Genomic DNA, 20,732 nt, shown 5'->3' with positions numbered 1-20,732 from the left:
CTAAATTTACGTTTTTATATAAATGTTTGCTGCCGTTATAGCAGAGATATGAACTGTTTGTTGATCGATCACAATGACCATAGAATTGTCAAAAGCTTCCCTTTCGAGCACTTTAATTTCAGCTCCCAGTGCGACATTAAGCTTGTCTAGATACCTAAGGAATTTCGAAGATGAATCTTTAACACCGATAACGATTCCACTTTGACCCTCTTTCATAACGGATAACAAAACCTTTTTAATGTCTGGCACCTTACCATGTTGATCTGGTATAGGATCTCCATGTGGATCCACTTTTGGAAAGTCAAGGAAACTATCCAGGCGCTCTATGAGTTTTTCACTTTTTATATGTTCTAACTCCTCCGCTACTTCATGAACCTCATCCCATGAAAAGTTCAGCTTTTCCACAAGAAAATACTCCCACAAACGATGCTTTCGAACAATGGCAGCGGCATACGCCTCCCCTTTTTCTGTGAGTCGAACACCTTGATACTTTTTATAATGAACAACCTTTTTATCAGACAACTTTTGAATCATATCTGTTACCGAAGAAGCTTTGGTATCCAATTGTGCCGCAATGCCACTAGTGGATGCAAAACTTTTGAGATCCTTCGATAAATGATAGATAGCCTTTATATAATCCTCCTCCGAATACGTCATAATATAATAGTGTTTCAAAAACACATTTCGAATTTATAAAATATTTTTTTAGACAAGGCTAAAATAATAATTAAAAACAAGAAATCACTCTAAGGGCATCAAAAAATTATGGACACCTTAGGCTCTCCGTATTCAAGTGGATTAAATCTCTCGGTTCATCAAAGAGATAGCAAAGTCCCTTAAGATGGTCTTTTTCGTTTCTTCTACATCCAGTTTTTCTAGAATTTCAAGTGCTTTTTGCGTGTAGTATTCAATTTCTTTTTGCGTCTGATCGGCCGCTCCACTTGAGACCATATATTCTTTTACCCCCTTTATTTTATCCGAAGTATCCTCTGGTGTAATAGAAAACAGATGACGTAGTTGCATTGCTTGATCTTCAGATAAATTTTGGAGTGTTTTAAGGTATAAATAGGTCTTTTTATTCTCTATAATATCTCCTCCTATTTGCTTTCCAAATGAAATCGGATCACCAAAGGCATCTAAGTAATCATCCATCAATTGAAATGCAACCCCCAAATTAAGTCCAAAATCATAGATTGCATCCGCATCCTTTTTAGATGCCCTTGCCACAATAGCGCCCATTTTCATGGCTGCACCGACAAGGACCGCGGTTTTGTACGTGATCATTTTTAGATACTCATCGATCTGCACATCATCTCTGGACTCAAAATCAATGTCGTACTGTTGACCCTCGCAAACTTCAATGGCCGTTTTACTAAATAATTTTGCTAACTCTTTAAAGGTTTCTGCTGGGTAATGTTCAAAAAACTGATAGGCCACAATAAGCATCGCATCACCCGAGAGTATCCCTGTATTAAGATCCCATTTTTCGTGAACAGTTTGCTTCCCTCTACGAAGTGGTGCATCATCCATTATATCATCGTGAACCAAAGAAAAATTATGAAAAATTTCAATAGCCATTGCAGCCTTTAAGGCTTCCTGATGCTTGCCCGAGAAGAAGTCCGCAGTCATTAATGTCAGGACTGGTCTTAATCTTTTACCACCGAGGTTTAAGATATAATCCATTGGCTGATATAAATTCTTGGGGTCTCGAACAATAATCTCTTGCTGTAGATGGCTTAAAAATAAGTCTCGATAGGCCGAAATAGATAACATAAGGTAATTTTTTGCTAAAATACCATATTTAAAAAAGTCGGGATTGAAATTGTTATGTTAAATTATCGTAATACTAAGGAAACTTTTAGTGTTTTTAAAGTTTCCATTATATATTTGCACCTGATTATGAAGGAAAAGATATTAGACAAAGCAGCAGAAATGTTTTTAAATCTAGGATTTAAAAGCGTGACTATGGACGATATTGCTATAGAATTAGGAATCTCCAAAAAAACAATTTACCAGTATTTTACAACTAAAAATGATTTGGTAGCCTCAGTCACCTTTTATGTCTTTGAATCAATAAATAATGGGATTTCATTTATTCGAGAGGCCGCTGATAATCCAATTGAGGAATTATTTCAGGTTAAAAAATTTGTCGGTGACTACCTAAAAGATGAAAAATCTTCCCCTCAGTTTCAACTAAAGAAATATTATCCCAAAATCTACAATCGATTATATCATGAACAGCTCAAGGTGATCAAAGAATGTCTAGAAGAAAATATTGAAAAAGGGATCCTGTGTAAAATGTATCGCGCAGAAATAGATGTTGGATTTGTATCGCGCATTTATGTGAGCGGTATGTTAGGTATCAAGGACACCGACTTGTTTCCAATAGATATGTATCCTCCTAGTGATCTTAATCATAAATTCCTTGAATACCACATTCGAGCCATCGCCACAGATTTAGGGTTAGAAGTTTTAAAAGAATTCTGTAACAACAAACAAACCAATTAAACCGATGAGAACATTATTCATCATAGGCATCACACTGATTTCCTCTCTGGGATTGTCCCAACAAAAAAAATACAGTTTCACCTTAGATGAGGCTGTTGAATTTGCCATGGACAGTAGCTATACCGCCATAAATTCTAGAAGAGAAATTGCCAAATCTCTTAAACAGAAATGGGAGACAACCGCGACTGGTTTACCTCAAATTAGTGGAGTGGCCGATTACCAAAACATGCTTAAACAACCTGTGACATTAATCCCAGGTGAAATAGCGGGTGGGGAAGCAGGAACCTTTATCCCAGTAACCTTTGGAACCAAGCAACAAATGTCGCTTACCGCCACACTAACACAATTAATTTTTGATGGTTCATATTTGGTAGGTCTGAAGGCCTCTAAGGTTTTTGTCGAATATAATGAAAACGCTAATGAGAAAAATTTACTTCAACTAAGAGAAGGGGTCATAAATGCCTATGGAGGTGTATTAGTTGCTCAGGAAGGCATCCGAATCTTAGAACATAACTTACAGACGATCCATTCTAACCTCAATGAAACCAAGGCCATGTACGAAAATGGATTTGTTGAAGCAGAGGATGTAGAACAATTACAGATCACCATGGCACAAATATCGAATGATCTCAAAAATGCCAAGCGCCTAGAAAGTATTTCAAAACAGATGCTCAATCTCACCTTAGGTATTGAAGTGGATGCTGAAGTCCATCTTGAAGATAACTTAAAATCGCTTACCGAACAGAGTATTGGTATCATTCTGCAAGAACAAGAATTCAATTTTGAAAATAATGTGGATTATAGAATCGCAAAAAATCTCACCCGGCAAAGAGAACTTGAATTGCAATTAGAGAAGAGTAAAGCATTGCCTAGAATTAGTGGCTTTGTAAATTACGGAACCAGTGCATTCGACAATGACTTCGTCTTTTTTGACAGTGAAACCTCTTGGTATCAATCCTCTATTTTCGGGGTGAGTATGGAAGTTCCTATTTTCAGTTCGCTTCAACGAAGTGCCAAAACACAACAAGCAAAAATATCCTTGGAGCAAGCTAAAACAGATTTTAAACAAGCCAAGCAACAAATTCTTCTAGAACTCGATCGTGCAGAAAGTAATTTTGAATACGCTATAGAGAATTATCGTACCGCGGAAGAAAATTTAAAATTAGCTGAAAGCATTGAGAAAAAGAACACCATAAAGTACAAGGAAGGAATTAGTAGCAGTTTCGAGTTAAGACAAGCACAAACGCAGCTATACACGGCACAACAAGAATATATTAATTCTATGAAAACAGTCATAGATACTAAGGTGGCTTTAGAAACAATCATAAACTCCCCAGAACTACTCAGCAACAACACAAATCAACACTAAAGAAAGTACAGATGAAAAAAACATCACTAATATTCATAATAACTATTCTTCTTAGCTCGTGTGGTAAGAAAGAAACTTCTGTTGAACAAATTATTGAAAATGGAAATTTACAAGAATTACGTTCAAAATTAGATGCCATAACACTGCAACACGATCAATTGGGTGCCGATATGCGCAAATTGAGTGCAGCCATCAAAGAATTAGATACAACCGCTAACCTACCCTTAGTGACGACTATTAAAGCAAAGGATACCTTATTTCAACATTACATTGAATTACAAGGAAATGTCACAACCAAAGAAAACATCATGATCAATGCCGAATATTCTGGAACACTTCAAAAGGTATTTGTTACCGAAGGTCAAAAGGTTAGAAAGGGGCAAATTCTTGCACAAATTGATGACGGCGGTCTTGATGCGCAATTGGCCCAGCTCAAAGCGCAATCCAATTTAGCAAAAACGACATTCGAACGTCAGAGCAGATTGTGGGAACAAAACATAGGTTCAGAAATTCAGTTTCTACAAGCGAAAACACAATATGAGTCTAATAAAAATGCGGTCGCTCAATTGGAAAAACAATTATCAAAATCTAAGGTGATCGCTCCATTTAGTGGGACAATTGAACACATCAACTCAGAACAAGGTTCTAATATCTCCATTGGAACACCCATTATGAGAATCGTAAGCCTTGATCAGATGTATATCGAAACAGAAGTTCCTGAAAAATATCTCCCCAGCATCACTAAAGGAACTGAAGTAATAGCTGTTTTCCCAGTATTGAATAAAAAAGTAGACACTGAAGTTCGTCAGGTGAGTAATTATATTAATCCTAGCAATAGGACCTTTAAAATTGAAGTTGATGTGCCCAACAAGGACCATATGATAAAGCCAAACCTCACTGCCAAAGTGGTTATAAATGACTACTCAAACGACAGCACCTTCTTAGTTCCACAGAGTATTATCTCTGAGAATTCTGATGGTGAGCAATATCTTTACATCGCATCCAACATTCTTGATAACGGCGAGGCAGAGGTTCATCAGGCGGTGGTAAAAACAGGTAAAACCCAAGGAGATTTAGTGGAAATTTTGGACGGGATTAAAACTGGCGATTACCTTATCAATGAAGGAGCACGCAGTGTACAAGAGGGTCAAAGGGTAAAAATACTAAAACAATAATTCATGAACTCAGTCGAAAAGAATGCAGAAAAAGAATTTCGATTATCCTCATGGGCAATTGAAAATAACACGACCATTTATGTCGTCATAGCATTGGTATTCATTTTAGGGATTTCGGCATATTTCTCAATGCCTAGAGAATCCTTCCCAGAAGCTAAAGAGACCAAAATATACATTAGCATCCCTTATCCAGGAAATACCGCTGAGGATATTGAACGCTTGATAACAGACCCTTTGGAGGAAGAGCTCAGAAACATCAGTAATGTTGTTGAAATCCTTTCAACTTCACAAGAAGATTATGCCATTATCACCGTGGAGTTTGATGAAAACATCACTGTGGAGGCGGCAAAACAGAAGGTAAAAGATGAAGTTGATGCAGAGAAGGCAGGGGAAGACTGGCCAGTGTTCAACGGTGCTAAGGTAGAACCCAATGTGTTTGATTTAAACATATCCGAGGAATTCCCTATTATGAATATCAATATTCAAGGAGATTATCCTGTGGATAAATTAAAAGAATACGGAGAGTATCTAGAAGACTTGGTGGAGGCACTTCCAGAGATCAAACAGGTGGATATCCGTGGAGCACAGGATAAAGAAGTCGAGGTGGCCGTAGATGTCTATAAAATGATGGCAGCCCAAATTAGTTTTGACGATGTTCTCAATGCAATACGTAATGGGAACGTAACCACATCGGCAGGAAACATGGTTTCTAGCGGACAAAGACGTACCATAAGAATATTGGGGGAGGTCCAAGATCCAGAGCAGTTAAATGAATTCGTGGTGAAATCCGATGGGGGCATGGTTTATTTAAGAGATATTGCCACAGTGAGCTTTAAAGAAGAAGATAAAACTACTTTTGCTAGAGAATATGGAGAAAGCGTTGTCATGCTAGATGTTAAAAAGCGTACTGGTAAAAACATGGTAGAGGCCTCAGAGAAAATCATGCAAATAATAGCGGAGGCTAAAAAAAGTGATCAACTTCCCCCAGATCTAAGCATAAGTATTGCCAACGACCAATCCTCTCAAACCTTAAACCAGGTAAGTGACTTGGTGAACAACATTATCTTTGGAGTCATTCTAGTGGTAGTGGTTTTAATGTTCTTTTTAGGTTTCAGAAATGCTTTGTTCGTAGGGTTTGCCATTCCAATGTCCATGTTTATGTCTTTTATGATCCTACAAGGGTTGGGATACACCCTGAACACCATGATACTTTTCGGGCTTATTATGGGACTTGGAATGTTGGTTGACAATGGAATTGTGGTAGTAGAAAATGTTTATCGCTTAATGGATGAAGAAGGTAAATCAAGAATTGAAGCAGCCAAAAAGGGAATTGGAGAAATTGCCTTCCCCATCATTATTTCCACGGCAACAACAGTAGCGGCATTTATTCCATTGGGTATGTGGCCTGGAATCATGGGTGAGTTTATGAAATACTTTCCAATAACCCTCTCCGTTGTCCTAGGTTCTTCCTTAGTAGTAGCTATTTTTATGAACTCCGTACTTATTTCGCAATTTATGGATACTAGTGAGAAACGTTTAAGCCGAAAACAGCTTATTCGCCTAAGCATTATCCTTGGAATTCCTGGAATTTTAATTTTGATTTTCGGTGGAGAATTAAGAGGACTAGGCACTTTAATGATGGTAACCGCTCTGATGTTCTGGATCTACCGATATTGGATAAAAGGTGCTGCGGATTACTTTCAACAGAAAACGCTCACGCGCTTGGAGAATTCATATAAAAGCTTCTTACAAAAAACTATTAGAGGAACTAGGCCATTATTCTATACAATAGGAGCTTTTATACTTTTGATTATCGTTTTTGTGGCCTTCGGAGCATCTCTAGGAAGTGGACGCACCAAAGTTGAATTCTTCCCTGACAACAAGCCAAATCAAATTATCGTTTATATAGAATACCCTCAAGGAACAGCGATTGAAAAAACCAATGCAGTTACCAAAGAAATTGAAAAGAGAGTCTACCAGGTACTAAACGACGACCAATACAAGGATAATGGATATAACTTCATGGTAGAATCTGCTGTATCTCAAGTAGGTGAAGGAGCGGCAAACCCGCAAACGGACGGTGGTTCTATGGCAGAAATGCCCCATAAAGGAAAGATCACCGCCACTATGAGAGAATATAAGTTTAGACGTGGCGAGGATAGCGAGATTCTTCGTCAGAAGGTACAACAAGCCTTAAAAGGCATTTACCCAGGGGTAGCAATATCGGTAGAAAAAGATGCCGTAGGACCTCCGGTGGGGTATCCAGTCAACATTGAATTAAGCGGAGACAATTATGATGAGCTTATTGCTACGGCTGAAAAAATGAGGGATTATATCAATGGGCGTAATGTAGCTGGAGTAGACCAATTAAAAATTGATGTCAATAAAGACAAACCAGCCATGATCGTTGAGGTGGATCGCCAAAAAGCAGGACAACTCGGAATTTCAACTGGGCAGGTAGGAAATCAATTAAGACGATCGGTTTTTGGTGAAAAAGCAGGAATATATAAGGAACAAGGTGAAGATTACGATATTTATGTTCGCTTTGACGAGTCCCTCCGTTATAACCCTAGTGCTCTGTTTGATCAAAATATCATTTTCAGAGATCAAGCGAGTGGAGAAATTAAAGAAATTCCTGTGTCAGCCGTTGCTACAAAACGAAATACTTCGTCATTCAGTGCCATTAAACACAGAGATTTAAAAAGAGTGGTCACTGTCTATTCAGCATTAACACCTGGGTATACTGATGCTGGTGCCGTAGTAGGAAAGATTCAAAAGGAAATGGCCAGCTTTGAAGTGCCTCAAAATATCCATATTGACTATACAGGACAAATTGAGGAACAGAACAAACAGATGAATTTTTTAGTCAATGCTTTTCTTGCAGGATTAGGCCTAATCATGTTCATCTTGATCCTACAATTTAATTCCATATCGAAGTCAACCATCATAATGCTAGCCATCTTTTTAAGCCTCCTTGGAGTATTTGGTGGATTAATGATCACTGGCTGGTCATTTGTTATTATGATGACTATGATGGGTATTATAGCACTGGCAGGTATCGTGGTAAATAATGGGGTAGTACTCTTAGACTATACAAATATCTTGATTGACAGGAGAAAATTAGCTCTTAATATACATGATAGTACAGCTTTGCTACCCAAAGAAGAGATTCAACAAATTTTAGTGGAGGCAGGAAGAGCTCGTTTACGTCCTGTTCTACTAACAGCAATTACTACTGTACTTGGTCTTATTCCACTTGCCATCGGTTTAAACATCGATTTCTTTTCGCTATTTTCGAATTTCGATGCTGACATCTATATGGGTGGGGATAATGTGATCTTCTGGGGGCCTCTAGCTTGGACCGTAATTTTTGGGTTAATTGTAGCTACGTTTCTAACCCTGGTCATAGTACCATCGCTATTTTATCTAATGCATAATTTAAAATTAAGACTCAGAAGAAATAAAATTACATCCTAGCCTCGTATTGGAGATGAAAGACATTAAAAAAGTGGTGGATTCCACCGCTTTTTTAATGATGCTAAAACTCCCCAATTTCACAAAGTAGGATCAGGAAAGTACAAACGAAAACCTCTTCCCATAGCATCGGACATTTCAAATTATCAAAACGAACAACTGCTAAAAGAAGAGGTTTGACACAAAATTTAAATAAAAATCTTAGCTATACTATAGCGACCATGCTCTACCTTGGGTGACTTCCTCCAGGGAAGCACATCCATTATATATACCTGGAACTGGATCATAAGCTAATACTTCTTCTCCAATTTTTTGGCTATTTTTAAAAGCATTAATAGTTGTCCAACGTAAGTCGTTGATCATTCCAAAAGCTAACGCTTCATTATCTTGTTCTTGCTTTTTAGCTTCATCCAATTCAATTTCGTTCCCTTCAATACTAATACGCTTGTTAAGGTCGTCTCTCTTATCACCTGAAACTTTAAGGTTTTCCGCTACAATTTCTTCGTATTGTTCAGGTGTAATTGAGGCAACATCATCGCCGAATTTAGATTTTAGGTGATTTACAAGACCTTCCATACGTCTTTTATAACGTTTTTGATCTTCTTCAAACTCTACCTCAACAATGTATTTATCAATAAACTGTGGAACATTAACTTCACTTGCAGAAGGAGTATCTGTTTTAGGAATAATAACATCTACGATATTAGTCAAAACGATCCCTTCTTCAGGAGTGAAAAATTCTGGTGTCCAAGTCGCTTGCTCTGCAGTACAGCTTTGAAGTAAATTCAATAACGCTGGAGATGCAGCTACAAAACCTGTAGTAAGACCTATATTTCTGAGTGCTCTTCTTCTATCCATAATTACCAGTATTACAAATTCATTTTTTTAAGTTCTTCAACGGCGTGATTTGCAGCTCTTGCAGTAAAGGCCATATAACCCAAGGATGGATTATGACATGCAGAAGAAGTCATAAAAGCACCGTCCGTTACGTAAACATTAGGCACATCGTGAAGTTGATTGTATTTGTTTAATACAGAAGTTTTAGGATCTTTACCCATACGAGCTGTACCCATTTCATGTATTCCAAGTCCCATTCCACCGATACTATCGTAAGTAGATATATTTTTAAAACCTGTAGCTTCTAACATTTCCGCTGCTTGTTCTTTCATGTCCTTACGCATTGCGAGTTCGTTTTCTCCAAAATCCGCATCGAACGTAACAGTTGGAAGACCCCACTCATCTAGTTTATCGTAATCCATATACATACGGTTCTTGTGATCAGGTAAGGTTTCACCAAAGGCTGTTATACCCATAGTCCATCCACCTGGTTCCAGCACCGCTTTTTTAAGCTCTTTTCCATAAGACAATTCTTGAACGGCCTCTGACCAATCTCCACGGCTAGCTTGTCCTTGGTATCCATATCCTCTCAAAAAGTCACTTCTATCACTACTACCTCCGAGGTTTCTAAACCGAGGTATGTAGATTCCATTTGGTCTTCTACCTTTATAGTATTTATCTTGGAAGCCATCAAATTTAGCACTAGCACCCACTCTAAAGTGGTGATCCATTAAGTTATGTCCTAGTTCCCCGCTATCATTACCCATTCCATTTGGAAAACGATCTGACTTTGATTGTAATAAAATAGCAGCAGAGGCTACTGCAGAAGCGCAAAGGAAAATTACTTTGGCTTTAAATTCGAATGTTTCTTTCGTCTCTGCATCAATTACTCGAACTCCCGTTGCTTTACCACTTTCTTTATCATATATGACCTCATGCACAATAGAAAATGGACGAAGTGTCATATTCCCAGTAGCCTCAGCTGCTGGAAGAGTCGAGGAGTTACTACTAAAGTAAGCGCCAAAAGGACACCCTCTCATACATCTGTTTCTGTATTGACAAGTACTTCTTCCATCTCCTGGTTTAGTACCTTGCGTAATATGAGCTACTCGGCCTATGGTAATAACACGATCATTAAACTTTTCAGAAATTTTACTTTTGAAATGATCTTCCACACAGTTCATATCCATTGGTGGTAGAAATTCACCGTCTGGTAATTGTGGTAAACCTAGATTTTCACCACTAACTCCAATGTATTTCTCAACCTTATCATACCAAGGTTTGATTTCAGCATATCGAATCGGCCAATCTACGGCAATACCTTCCTTCAAGTTAGCTTCAAAGTCAATATCACTCAGACGGTAACTTTGTCTTCCCCACATTAACGAACGCCCTCCAACATGATACCCACGCATCCAATCAAATCGTCTATCTTCGTTATAGGGGTGCTTAATATCATCCACAAAGAAATGCTCACTAGAAGCACTTACGGTATAACCAGTTCTTGCTTGTTTATACTTCCTTCTTTTAACATCAGCTGTCGCTGCACCACCATTTGGCATATCCCAAGGATCCAAATTTGCGGTCGGATAATCCTCTCGGTGTTTTACCATTCGGCCACGTTCCAATACTAGTGTTTTGAGGCCTTGCTCACAAAGTTCTTTTGCCGCCCATCCACCAGAAACCCCGGTACCCACGACGATAGCGTCATACTCTTCTACAGGGGAGTTGTAATAAAATGTACTCATGTTTACTTTTAGCTTGTTTATTTTAGTAGTTTTCCAAATATATAAATTAATTTTTTACATTAGACGAATCTTTTAATTAAGAATTTACTATAGTAGAAAAATTAACATTGTAGAATCACTATAATTAATACCTGATTTTTGTTGAAATGAAAAGAAGAAACTTTATAAGCAATTCCGCCTATTCCGTCGCTGGAGTCTCATTACTAGGGATGTACGCTTGCAAAGAAAATAAATTATCGCAAAAATCAATTCAAAATCAGAACACGTTATTTTCACCAACTGACCCAGGGATTAAATTATCACTTGCACAATGGTCGCTACATAAAATGATTTTAAATAACGAATTAGATGCGATGGATTTTGCACAGAAAGCAAAAGAACTTGGTTTTGACTCTTTGGAATATGTAAGTCAGTTATATATTCCAGAAATTCGCAAAAGAGGAAATACTGACCAAGCGATTATGGATATCATGGAAGAACTCAAAGGAAAAAGTGATTCCCTGTCCATGCAAAATCAAATTATGATGGTAGACCTTCACGATGATAAAGAATTACTAGCATCGGAGGATGAGACGTATAGATCAGCTTCAGTAGAAAAGCACAAAGTGTGGGTAGAGGCTACTGCCGCTTTAGGATGTCATTCTATGCGGGTTAGTCTCTTTGGAAGCCTTGATCAACATCTCTGGTTGGAAAGCTCCATAAAGTCTCTAAAGGAACTTTGCCAATACGCATCCAAAAAAAATATAAATGTTATCGTAGAAAATCACGGCTATTTATCTTCTAATGGTGCTTTAATGGTCCAGGTCATGGAGGGGGTACAAATGGCCAATTGTGGCACCCTACCAGATTTTTCAAATTTCTGTCTAAGAAGAGAAGCAAACGAGCTTTGGAGCACTCCTTGTATTGAAGAATATGACAAATACCAGGGAGTTCGAGAATTAATGCCTTATGCTAAAGGAGTAAGTGCAAAATCCTTTAACTTTGACGAAAATGGAAGAGAAACGACCATTGATTATTTAAAAATGATGCGTATTGTTAGGGATGCTAATTATAACGGTTACATCGGAATTGAATATGAAGGAGAAAAACTTTCGGAGGAAGAAGGAATTCTAGCCACCAAAGCTCTCTTGAAGGAGATTACCAAAGAAATAACAAGCTAAGACTATTAACTATTTTATAAATACTAAATTTAAACGCAGGCTAACATGAAGATTAAAACACAGTTTCAACTTTCTTTTATGATGTTCCTCGAATTTTTCATTTGGGGAGGTTGGTTCGTTACCTTAGGTACTTTCTTAGGGAGTAACCTCCAGGCAACTGGAGCACAATCGGCGATGGCTTTTTCCACTCAATCATGGGGAGCAATAATCGCCCCTTTTATTATTGGTTTAATTGCTGACCGCTATTTCAACGCCGAACGTATTCTAGGTGTTCTTCACCTTATCGGGGCATTACTTATGTATATGATGTATCAAAGTACAGATTTTGGAGCTTTTTATCCTTATGTCCTTAGTTATATGATCGTATTCATGCCTACTTTGGCCCTTGTAAACTCTGTTTCATTTAATCAAATGACAGACCCCGCCAAACAATTTTCTTTTGTAAGAGTATTTGGCACCATCGGATGGATTGTAGCTGGTTCCCTCATTAGTTTTTTAAACTGGGATTCTACTGAAAGCGTAGCACAAGGTATGCTACAAAACACCTTTCTTATGACTGCTATTGCCTCAGCAGTACTCGGTTTGTATAGTTTCACGCTTCCAAAAACGCCTCCTAAAATAGACAAAGATGAAAAAATGAGCATCTCGAATATTCTTGGTCTAGATGCACTGAGTCTATTGAAAGACCGCAACTTCCTTTTATTCTTTGTGGCATCGGTACTAATTTGTATTCCACTGGCATTTTACTATCAAAATGCAAGTCCATTTTTAACTGAAATTGGGGTAGAAAATTCGACTTTCAAAATGTCAATCGGACAAATGTCTGAAGTCCTTTTCATGCTATTACTGCCATTTTTCTTTAAGAAATTTGGATTTAAAATGACCATTCTCGCCGGTATGTTAGCATGGACACTTCGTTACCTTTTATTTGCCTATGGAGACTCAGGGGAATTAGTCTTTATGCTCATTATCGGTATTGCATTACATGGCTTGTGTTATGATTTCTTTTTTGTCTCTGGTCAAATATACACAGACACCAAAGCTGGAAAGAAGTTTAAAAGTGCTGCTCAAGGACTCATTACGTTGGCTACCTACGGCGTCGGAATGCTTATTGGTTTCTATATCGCAGGAATTATTACAGATATGTACCAAAATGCGGAAGGCATGCATAACTGGGAAAATATTTGGGTCTACCCAGCTGGATTTGCATTGGTGGTAGCCTTATTATTTGCGCTTCTATTTAAAGACGAGAAGATAGAATACCAACAATAAAACTAAATTTTTACAAAAGTGCTTTGGTAGAGAAATTTACCAAAGCTTTTTGCGTTTTTATAACTACTACTAAATTATTATAATTCACATACTAACTATTTAACATTTCAACAAGCAACATGAGCAAGAAAATACGATTGGGAATTTTAGGAGGAGGCGGTGATTCACTTATTGGTGTATTACATCGAATTGCTTCTTCTATGTACGATAGCTATCAATTAGTGGGTGGTGTGTTTAACCCTATTCCCGAGGAGAACAAAGGGTTTGCTGAGAAAATTGGTATCCCTACCAATAGGGTTTACAAAGACTTTGACACCATGATCGAAGAGGAATTAAAACTTCCTGAAGATCAGCGCATGCAAGTGGTCTCTGTATTGACACCAAATTTTTTACACTTCCCGATGGCTAAAAAGCTTATCGAATCTGGATTTAATGTCATTTGTGAAAAACCAATGACCACCTCATTCAAGGAGGCTCAAATTCTAAAACAAACTTTGGACAAATCAGATGTTTTATTTGCAGTGACTTATACCTATACAGGTTATCCAATGGTCAGACAAATGAAAGAAATGATTGCCTCTGGTGTCATTGGAAAAATCCAAAAAGTAGATGTACAGTACTATCAAGGTTGGATCAACCCAATTATCCACGATGCAGAGAAAAGAGCAAATACCTGGAGATTAGATCCTGAAAAAGGTGGAATCAGCTGCTGTATTGGAGATATTGGAACGCACGGGTACGACATGATTGAATACCTTACTGGATTGGAAGTTGAAAGTATCTTAGCTGACTTAAATTACATGTACAGCGATAACAAAATGGATATCGACGGAACGGTTTTACTGCGTTTTTCTGAACATGTTAAAGGTCTCTTGCGTACCTCCCAAATAGCAACTGGAGAAGAAAACAACTTTACCGTTAGCATCTATGGAGAAAAAGGCGGACTAAAATGGGAACAGGAAAACCCTAATTACCTTTATCACCTATCCGAGGATCACCCGCTCAAAGTCCTTAAACCTGGACATGGGTATAACAGTGAATTCTCACTTGATGGAACTAAACTTCCTCCAGGACACCCAGAGGGTATTTTTGACTCCATGGGGAATATCTATAAAGGGGTTGCAAAAGCCATTCGAAAAGAAGATTACCACCCAGGCGAGTTTCCAACAATGAACGACGGTTTTAGAGGAATGAACTTTATCGAACGTGTTGTTGAATCCCATCAAAAGGGAAATGTTTGGGTTAAACTATAATCCTTTAAGCAGAGAAATCCTATAAGGCTGTGCAATTTTCACAGCCTTATAGGATTTAAATAATCGTTATTCAAAATATTTTTAAGTATTTTAACATCATAAAATACAGAACATTAAGGAGTATACTAATGAGAAAACTAAGAATGGGCATGGTTGGTGGTGGACTCGGATCCTTTATGGGAGGAGTGCATCGTAAAGCCTCAGCACTAGATGGAATGATTGAACTTGTCGCGGGAGCCTTTAGCAGTACCGTAGAAAAAAGTAAAGCCACTGGAAGAGAACTTTACTTAGACGAGCATCGTTGTTATGGGAGCTTTGAAGAAATGCTTTTAAAAGAAAAGGAACTCCCAGCTGAAGAGCGGATCGATTTTATTACGATCGTTACACCAAATCACTTACATTTTGAACCAGCTAAAATGGCCTTAGAAAATGGTTTTCATGTGGTTTGTGATAAACCTATGACACTAACGGTCGATCAAGCTAAAGTTCTAGAGGGTTTGGTAAAAAAAACAGGATTATTATTTGCCCTAACCCATAATTACTCTGGCAACGCTATGGTTAAACAAGCACGACAAATGGTGATAAACGGGGATATAGGTGATATTATCAAAGTACAGGTGCAGTATTTACAGGGATGGATGGCCGATGAACTTGATGAACAAGCATCGATCAAACCATGGCGTGCTGATCCTAAAAAGTCAGGAATAGGCGGTTCTCTTGCCGACATTGGAACCCATGCTGAACAACTTGTACGCTATATTACCAACATGGATATTACTGAAATTGCTTCGGATTTAGGGCGTATCGGAGAAGGCCGTATCCTGGATAATGACGGTAATCTACTTTTTAGAATGCAAAACGGCGCCAAGGGCAGTATGACCATTTCTCAAGTGGCCTTGGGTGAAGAAAATGACTTAGCGATCCGAGTTTACGGTACCAAAGGGAGCATTAAATGGGAACAAGAAAATTCGACACGACTCGCTGTGCAATTCTCAGGAGAACCAGTGAAGACTTTTACTCCAGATGGTTATGGAATTTACCCAGATGTAAGAGAAGTCTCAAGGGTTCCAAAAGGGCATCCAGAGGGGTATCTAGAAGCATTTGCGAATATTTATAAAAGTTTTGCAACCCACCTCAGCGCCATTGTTCAGAATAAAGAGATTGAAAAACCTGATTATCCAACGGTACATGATGGGGTAAAAGGTGTTCAATTTATTTATGCGGCTGTAGCGAGTGATAAAAACAATGCAGCATGGAAAAAGCCAAGTGATTTTTAAGTGTAATTTATACTTCTAAAATTTTCCAATATGCATATTTCTAAATAACTTGCTTAGTTAACAAGATCTAATATAGACCATTAAAAATATAAACAAATGAAGACAATAAAAGGGCCTGGGGTATTTTTGGCTCAATTTGCAGATAACAAAGCGCCTTTCAACACCCTTGAAGGCATGTGTAAATGGGCAGCTGATCTAGGATATAAAGGCATCCAAATTCCCACTTGGGAAAGCTTTTTAATCGATCTAGACAAAGCAGCCGAAAGTAAAACTTACTGTGATGAACTTAAGGGAACCATTAATTCATATGGACTAGAAATTACAGAACTATCAACCCACCTCCAAGGACAATTAGTTGCTGTACACCCAGCGTTCGACATAATGTTTGACAATTTTGCTCCTGCACATTTGCATGGAAATCCAAAGGCGCGAACAGCGTGGGCTGTAGAGACTGTAAAAAAGGCTGCTAAGGCAAGTAACCATTTAGGACTAAAGGCACACGCTACTTTTTCAGGAGCCCTCCTATGGCATACATTCCATCCTTGGCCACAACGGCCAGAAGGGTTAGTAGAAATGGGGTTTGAAGAATTAGCCAAACGGTGGTTACCAATCCTAAATGTATTTGATGAAAATGGTGTGGATGTATGTTATGAAGTTCACCCTGGTGAGGACATTCACGATGGGGATACTTTTGAGCGTTTTCTAGAGGCCACAGGAAATCACAAACGCGTGAATATCTTATATGATCCATCCCATTTTGTGCTTCAACAATTAGACTATATCACCTATATCGATCATTATCACGAATTCATTAAATCTTTTCACGTAAAAGATTCAGAATTCAATCCTACAGGTAAAAAAGGAGCCTTTGGAGGATATAATAATTGGGGTGATCGCGCTGGTAGATATCGTTCTTTAGGTGATGGACAAATTGATTTTAAAACGATTTTTTCAAAATTGACACAGTACGGTTGTGATGTATGGGCAGTAATGGAATGGGAATGCTGTATTAAAAGCCCAGAACAAGGAGCAAGAGAAGGTGCGCCTTTTATCCAAAAACATATCATAGAGGCCACCGAAAGGGCTTTTGATGATTTTGCTGGGGCTGAAATAGACCAAAACAAATTAAGGAACATTCTAGGAATATAAACAACTAAATATCAATTGATGAAAACTATAAGCTATTTGTTTGTCACAGCATTACTTTTAATCTCGTGCAAGCAAAACACCCAGAAACAAAGCAAAGAAAAATCAGAACCCGTGGCAGAACAGACGCAAGAAAAACAATCTCAAGATTCATGGGAAATTCTTTTTGACGGAAGTAATTTCGACGCATGGCATATGTACAACACTGGAGAACCTGTTTCAGATGCTTGGTCGATTGAAGACGGTGCAATGGTATTAACACCAGGGGATTTAGCTGGAAACATTGTCACTAAAAAGGAGTATACTAATTTCGTTTTATCGCTGGATTGGAAGATTTCCCAAGGAGGTAATAGTGGTATATTCTGGGGAGTAATTGAGGATGAAAAATTCAGTGAGCCTTATCAAACTGGACCAGAAATCCAAGTGCTTGATGATCAGAGACACCCAGATGCTAAGGCAGGTACAACCCATCAGTCGGGTGCCCTATATGACATGATCGCTCCAAGTGAAAAAGTTGCAAAACCAGCTGGAGAATGGAACAACTGCGTTATTGAAATTAACCATAATACCAATAAAGGATCCGTTACTTTGAATGGAACTAAAGTGGTAGAATTTCCTGTACATGGACCAGAATGGGAAGCTATGATCGCTGACTCCAAATTCAAAGGATGGGAAGGGTTTGGTGCCTATAAGACAGGTAAAATAGGTCTGCAATATCACGGGGATAAGGTATCGTTTAGAAATATCAAGATTAAAGAACTTGCCAAATGATCAGACGCTCAATTTTAAGCCTATTACTTTTAATCGTTTTAGTCGGTTGTCAGCAATCCAAGACGCCGCAGAACGAAGCTAAAACAGTAGATCAACCTCAAATAGAGGATCCTGTTATCACCTATGAGGAATACAGTGGAACGGAGCCAACCAAACCTGAAGAAACCGAGTTTTATGAACCCGTAGTACCAGAGGTAAAACCGTATGCACAAAACGGTGCCCCAAGTGATGCTATCATTTTATTCGACGGTACAAGTTTAGACAATTGGGTGAGTAGCTCAGATGGATCTCAAGCCAAGTGGATCCTTAATGATGATGGAAGTATGACCGTTAAAAATAAAACAGGTGATATTCAAACCAAGGATAGTTTTGGATGTGTTCAACTTCATATTGAATGGAAATCTCCAGAAGAAATCCAAGGAGAAGGACAGAGCCGTGCCAATAGCGGGATTTTTCTACAAAATCGTTATGAGGTTCAAGTACTTGACAACAATGACAATCCTACCTATACCAATGGACAGGTTGGAACTATTTACAAACAAGGAACAGCCCTAGCAATGGCCTCTGTGCCAACTGGTCAGTGGAACACCTATGATATCATTTACCACGCTCCAAAGTTTAATGAGTTAGGAGGAAAAACAAAGTCCGCTACAATCACTATTCTTCATAATGGTGTGCTTATTCAGGACCATACTGAAATAAAAGGAACCACTCCTTACATCGGCTGGCCCAAAAACGAAGCTCATGGTAAAGGACCCATCCGTCTACAGGATCACGGAGACAATAGTAGAGTAAGTTATCGGAATATATGGGTTCGTCCCTTAGACTAATGACGTTAAAGTAGCACTTAAAAAGCTTGTTTTTTATTAAAAACAAGATTAAAACACCCCTGTCACATTTTTATAAGTGGCAGGGGTGTTTTTAGTTTGTTGTAGTTTTGCTCACCGTGTTCTATTGAAACAGCTCGCTAAGTAATTTATAGGATTTAATTCTTGCGCTGTGATCATAAATATGGGAGGTGACAATAATCTCATCCACCCCAGTACTCCTTATAAAAGCCCCCAATTCCTTCTCAACAGTTTGTTGGGTTCCTTTAAAGGTGAAATACATCATATTTTGCACCATGGATTTTTGTTGGTAATTCCAAATTTCATCCATATCCTCTACTGGAGGTTGTAGTGGCTCTCTTGCATTGGTAATAATCCCCAATGCCATTTGATAAAAACTACTCGCTAAATATTCTGCCTCCTGATCCGTATCAGCTACAAATACATTAACGCAAGCCATTGAATAAGGTTTATCCAAATATTTAGAAGCCGTAAAACCACCTTTATATAAATCCAAGGCATCTAACAAATGCGTTGGCGCAAAATGACTTGCAAAAGCATAAGGCAGTCCTTTCTTAGCGGCTAATTGGGCACTAAAGGTGCTAGAGCCAAGTAAATAGATCGGAATATCCAAACCTTCCCCTGGGATGGCACGTACGCGTCCATCTTGATTCTCTTTTGAAAAATAGGTTTGTAACTCTTCAATGTCATTAGGGAAATCTTGAACGCTTTCTTGCTTTCCTCGACGAAGGGCGTGGGCGGTTAACTGGTCTGTTCCAGGAGCTCTTCCCAGTCCTAAATCAATGCGATTTGGATAGAGCGTCGCGAGGGTTCCAAACTGCTCCGCTACAATTAAAGGAGCGTGGTTGGGTAACATAATCCCTCCAGAACCAATCCTTATTTTTGAAGTTCCTTGTGCGAGATAACCCAAAAGTACCACGGTAGCAGAACTCACGAGCGTATCAGTATTGTGATGCTCCGAAACCCAAAATCTCTTATATCCAAATTTCTCCACATTTATGGCTAAATCCAGGCTGTTTTGCATGGATTGCAAATGGGTATTTCCCAAAGCAATGGGTACTAAATCTAGAACAGAAAATTGAGTGTTGGCAAACGTGTCTTGATTCGACATAACAATTCTTTTTATTAGGTTGACGAAGTAAAACTTCTTTACTTACAACAATGCCACCACTGGAAATGAAGAAAAAAAAGTCACCCCATAATAAATGGAGTGACTTTAAGACTATATAAGGTTAATTACTTGCCTTGAGCGTACAGCTGAGAAACTTTATCCCAATTAATTACGTTAAAGAAAGCAGCAATATAATCAGGGCGTCTGTTTTGATAATTTAAGTAGTAAGCATGCTCCCAAACATCAAGCCCAAGAATTGGTGTGCCTTCACAACCAGTACCTGGCATAAGTGGGTTATCTTGATTTGGAGTAGAACAAACTTCTACCTTCCCACCTTTGTGAACACATAACCAAGCCCATCCTGATCCAAAACGTGATCCTGCAGCAGCAGAAAATTCTTCTTTAAATTTATCAAAAGACCCGAATGCGTTGTCAATTGCTGAAGCCAATTCTCCTGATGGAGCTCCTCCACCATCTGGTGACATAATTTCCCAGAACAAGCTGTGATTGTAGAAACCACCTCCGTTATTTCTTACTGCACCATTGTTCATATCAAGACCAGATAAGATATCTTCAATCGATTTTCCATCCAGATCCGTACCTTCAATAGCGGCGTTAAGCTTAGAGGTATATCCTTGATGATGTTTTGTATGATGGATTTCCATAGTACGCGCATCTAAATGTGGTTCTAAAGCATCATACGCATATGGTAATTTTGGTAAATCAAAAGCCATTTTTTTGTATTTTTTAGTTAATAAATATATCGTTTCTCAAATTTAAGCA

At 38.4% G+C, this 20,732-nt stretch carries 17 protein-coding genes; 11 read left to right on the top strand and 6 right to left on the bottom strand.

The window, feature by feature from the left end:
* Positions 1-6 precede the first annotated feature (6 nt).
* Both VKY50_RS08410 and VKY50_RS08405 read right to left on the bottom strand, forming a co-directional pair.
* Positions 7-657, bottom strand: a complete 651-nt coding sequence (locus VKY50_RS08410; protein ID WP_324300813.1) for a metal-dependent transcriptional regulator — start codon at positions 655-657, stop codon at positions 7-9.
* A 141-nt stretch (positions 658-798) separates the two neighbouring features.
* Positions 799-1,773 carry a polyprenyl synthetase family protein gene (locus tag VKY50_RS08405; RefSeq protein ID WP_324300811.1) on the bottom strand — a complete coding sequence of 325 codons (975 nt, stop codon included), beginning with the start codon at positions 1,771-1,773 and terminating at the stop codon, positions 799-801.
* 126 nt (positions 1,774-1,899) lie between these two features.
* Here VKY50_RS08405 and VKY50_RS08400 point away from each other — a divergent pair, with 126 nt between their 5' ends.
* The 4 genes from VKY50_RS08400 to VKY50_RS08385 are packed head-to-tail and all read left to right on the top strand — an operon-like array spanning position 1,900 to position 8,529.
* Positions 1,900-2,508, top strand: a complete 609-nt coding sequence (locus tag VKY50_RS08400) for a TetR/AcrR family transcriptional regulator (protein WP_324300809.1) — start codon at positions 1,900-1,902, stop codon at positions 2,506-2,508.
* Between the two features lie 4 nt (positions 2,509-2,512).
* Positions 2,513-3,877, top strand: a complete 1,365-nt coding sequence (locus tag VKY50_RS08395; RefSeq protein WP_324300808.1) for a TolC family protein — start codon at positions 2,513-2,515, stop codon at positions 3,875-3,877.
* Between the two features lie 11 nt (positions 3,878-3,888).
* The gene (locus VKY50_RS08390; protein WP_324300806.1) at positions 3,889-5,052 is read left to right on the top strand and encodes an efflux RND transporter periplasmic adaptor subunit; all 1,164 of its coding nucleotides are present in this window, start codon (positions 3,889-3,891) and stop codon (positions 5,050-5,052) included.
* A 3-nt stretch (positions 5,053-5,055) separates the two neighbouring features.
* Entirely contained in the window at positions 5,056-8,529 is a 3,474-nt protein-coding gene (locus VKY50_RS08385) for an efflux RND transporter permease subunit (protein ID WP_324300804.1), read from the top strand.
* Between the two features lie 207 nt (positions 8,530-8,736).
* On the opposite strand, the gene VKY50_RS08380 is transcribed toward VKY50_RS08385, so the two are convergent.
* Together VKY50_RS08380 and VKY50_RS08375 are read right to left on the bottom strand one after the other, a co-directional pair.
* Complete coding sequence (locus VKY50_RS08380; RefSeq protein ID WP_324300802.1) at positions 8,737-9,384, bottom strand: gluconate 2-dehydrogenase subunit 3 family protein; 648 nt, start codon at positions 9,382-9,384, stop codon at positions 8,737-8,739.
* 11 nt (positions 9,385-9,395) lie between these two features.
* Complete coding sequence (locus VKY50_RS08375) at positions 9,396-11,111, bottom strand: GMC family oxidoreductase (protein ID WP_324300800.1); 1,716 nt, start codon at positions 11,109-11,111, stop codon at positions 9,396-9,398.
* Between the two features lie 146 nt (positions 11,112-11,257).
* Here VKY50_RS08375 and VKY50_RS08370 point away from each other — a divergent pair, with 146 nt between their 5' ends.
* The 7 genes from VKY50_RS08370 (at position 11,258) to VKY50_RS08340 (ending at position 18,820) form a co-directional block, all read left to right on the top strand.
* A complete protein-coding gene (locus tag VKY50_RS08370) occupies positions 11,258-12,271 on the top strand; it encodes a sugar phosphate isomerase/epimerase family protein (protein ID WP_324300798.1) in 1,014 nt (337 codons plus the stop codon).
* 45 nt (positions 12,272-12,316) lie between these two features.
* The gene (locus VKY50_RS08365) at positions 12,317-13,543 is read left to right on the top strand and encodes a nucleoside permease (protein WP_324300796.1); all 1,227 of its coding nucleotides are present in this window, start codon (positions 12,317-12,319) and stop codon (positions 13,541-13,543) included.
* 119 nt (positions 13,544-13,662) lie between these two features.
* A complete protein-coding gene (locus VKY50_RS08360; RefSeq protein WP_324300794.1) occupies positions 13,663-14,796 on the top strand; it encodes a Gfo/Idh/MocA family protein in 1,134 nt (377 codons plus the stop codon).
* Positions 14,797-14,924: 128 nt separating this feature from the next.
* Positions 14,925-16,073: a Gfo/Idh/MocA family protein gene (locus VKY50_RS08355; RefSeq protein ID WP_324300792.1), complete on the top strand. Its 1,149-nt coding sequence runs from the start codon at positions 14,925-14,927 to the stop codon at positions 16,071-16,073.
* A gap of 96 nt (positions 16,074-16,169) precedes the next feature.
* Complete coding sequence (locus tag VKY50_RS08350; protein ID WP_324300790.1) at positions 16,170-17,222, top strand: sugar phosphate isomerase/epimerase family protein; 1,053 nt, start codon at positions 16,170-16,172, stop codon at positions 17,220-17,222.
* An 18-nt stretch (positions 17,223-17,240) separates the two neighbouring features.
* Entirely contained in the window at positions 17,241-17,990 is a 750-nt protein-coding gene (locus tag VKY50_RS08345) for a 3-keto-disaccharide hydrolase (protein ID WP_324300788.1), read from the top strand.
* The gene (locus VKY50_RS08340) at positions 17,987-18,820 is read left to right on the top strand and encodes a 3-keto-disaccharide hydrolase (RefSeq protein WP_324300786.1); all 834 of its coding nucleotides are present in this window, start codon (positions 17,987-17,989) and stop codon (positions 18,818-18,820) included. The genes VKY50_RS08345 and VKY50_RS08340 overlap by 4 nt, the downstream gene beginning before the upstream one ends.
* Positions 18,821-18,941: 121 nt before the next feature.
* Here VKY50_RS08340 and VKY50_RS08335 read toward each other — a convergent pair whose 3' ends face one another.
* Together VKY50_RS08335 and VKY50_RS08330 are read right to left on the bottom strand one after the other, a co-directional pair.
* Positions 18,942-19,949 (bottom strand): LLM class flavin-dependent oxidoreductase, encoded by a 1,008-nt coding sequence (locus VKY50_RS08335; RefSeq protein WP_324300784.1) that lies wholly within the window; start codon positions 19,947-19,949, stop codon positions 18,942-18,944.
* A gap of 125 nt (positions 19,950-20,074) precedes the next feature.
* On the bottom strand, positions 20,075-20,683 hold the full coding sequence (locus VKY50_RS08330) for a superoxide dismutase (protein ID WP_324300781.1): 609 nt from the start codon (positions 20,681-20,683) through the stop codon (positions 20,075-20,077).
* Positions 20,684-20,732: the final 49 nt, after the last annotated feature.

Source organism: Galbibacter sp. (assembly GCF_035306585.1).
GTDB lineage: Bacteria > Bacteroidota > Bacteroidia > Flavobacteriales > Flavobacteriaceae > Galbibacter.
The sequence above is the reverse complement of the archived record's forward strand: the minus strand, read 5'-3'. Positions and strand labels throughout refer to the sequence as shown.

Bases quoted from the DNA above. Each gene is read 5' to 3' on its own strand.
- VKY50_RS08410 (WP_324300813.1), bottom strand. From the start codon at position 657: ATGACGTATTCGGAGGAGGATTATATAAAGGCTATCTATCATTTATCG.
- VKY50_RS08405 (WP_324300811.1), bottom strand. From the start codon at position 1,773: ATGTTATCTATTTCGGCCTATCGAGACTTATTTTTAAGCCATCTACAG.
- VKY50_RS08400 (WP_324300809.1), top strand. From the start codon at position 1,900: ATGAAGGAAAAGATATTAGACAAAGCAGCAGAAATGTTTTTAAATCTA.
- VKY50_RS08395 (WP_324300808.1), top strand. From the start codon at position 2,513: ATGAGAACATTATTCATCATAGGCATCACACTGATTTCCTCTCTGGGA.
- VKY50_RS08390 (WP_324300806.1), top strand. From the start codon at position 3,889: ATGAAAAAAACATCACTAATATTCATAATAACTATTCTTCTTAGCTCG.
- VKY50_RS08385 (WP_324300804.1), top strand. From the start codon at position 5,056: ATGAACTCAGTCGAAAAGAATGCAGAAAAAGAATTTCGATTATCCTCA.
- VKY50_RS08380 (WP_324300802.1), bottom strand. From the start codon at position 9,384: ATGGATAGAAGAAGAGCACTCAGAAATATAGGTCTTACTACAGGTTTT.
- VKY50_RS08375 (WP_324300800.1), bottom strand. From the start codon at position 11,111: ATGAGTACATTTTATTACAACTCCCCTGTAGAAGAGTATGACGCTATC.
- VKY50_RS08370 (WP_324300798.1), top strand. From the start codon at position 11,258: ATGAAAAGAAGAAACTTTATAAGCAATTCCGCCTATTCCGTCGCTGGA.
- VKY50_RS08365 (WP_324300796.1), top strand. From the start codon at position 12,317: ATGAAGATTAAAACACAGTTTCAACTTTCTTTTATGATGTTCCTCGAA.
- VKY50_RS08360 (WP_324300794.1), top strand. From the start codon at position 13,663: ATGAGCAAGAAAATACGATTGGGAATTTTAGGAGGAGGCGGTGATTCA.
- VKY50_RS08355 (WP_324300792.1), top strand. From the start codon at position 14,925: ATGAGAAAACTAAGAATGGGCATGGTTGGTGGTGGACTCGGATCCTTT.
- VKY50_RS08350 (WP_324300790.1), top strand. From the start codon at position 16,170: ATGAAGACAATAAAAGGGCCTGGGGTATTTTTGGCTCAATTTGCAGAT.
- VKY50_RS08345 (WP_324300788.1), top strand. From the start codon at position 17,241: ATGAAAACTATAAGCTATTTGTTTGTCACAGCATTACTTTTAATCTCG.
- VKY50_RS08340 (WP_324300786.1), top strand. From the start codon at position 17,987: ATGATCAGACGCTCAATTTTAAGCCTATTACTTTTAATCGTTTTAGTC.
- VKY50_RS08335 (WP_324300784.1), bottom strand. From the start codon at position 19,949: ATGTCGAATCAAGACACGTTTGCCAACACTCAATTTTCTGTTCTAGAT.
- VKY50_RS08330 (WP_324300781.1), bottom strand. From the start codon at position 20,683: ATGGCTTTTGATTTACCAAAATTACCATATGCGTATGATGCTTTAGAA.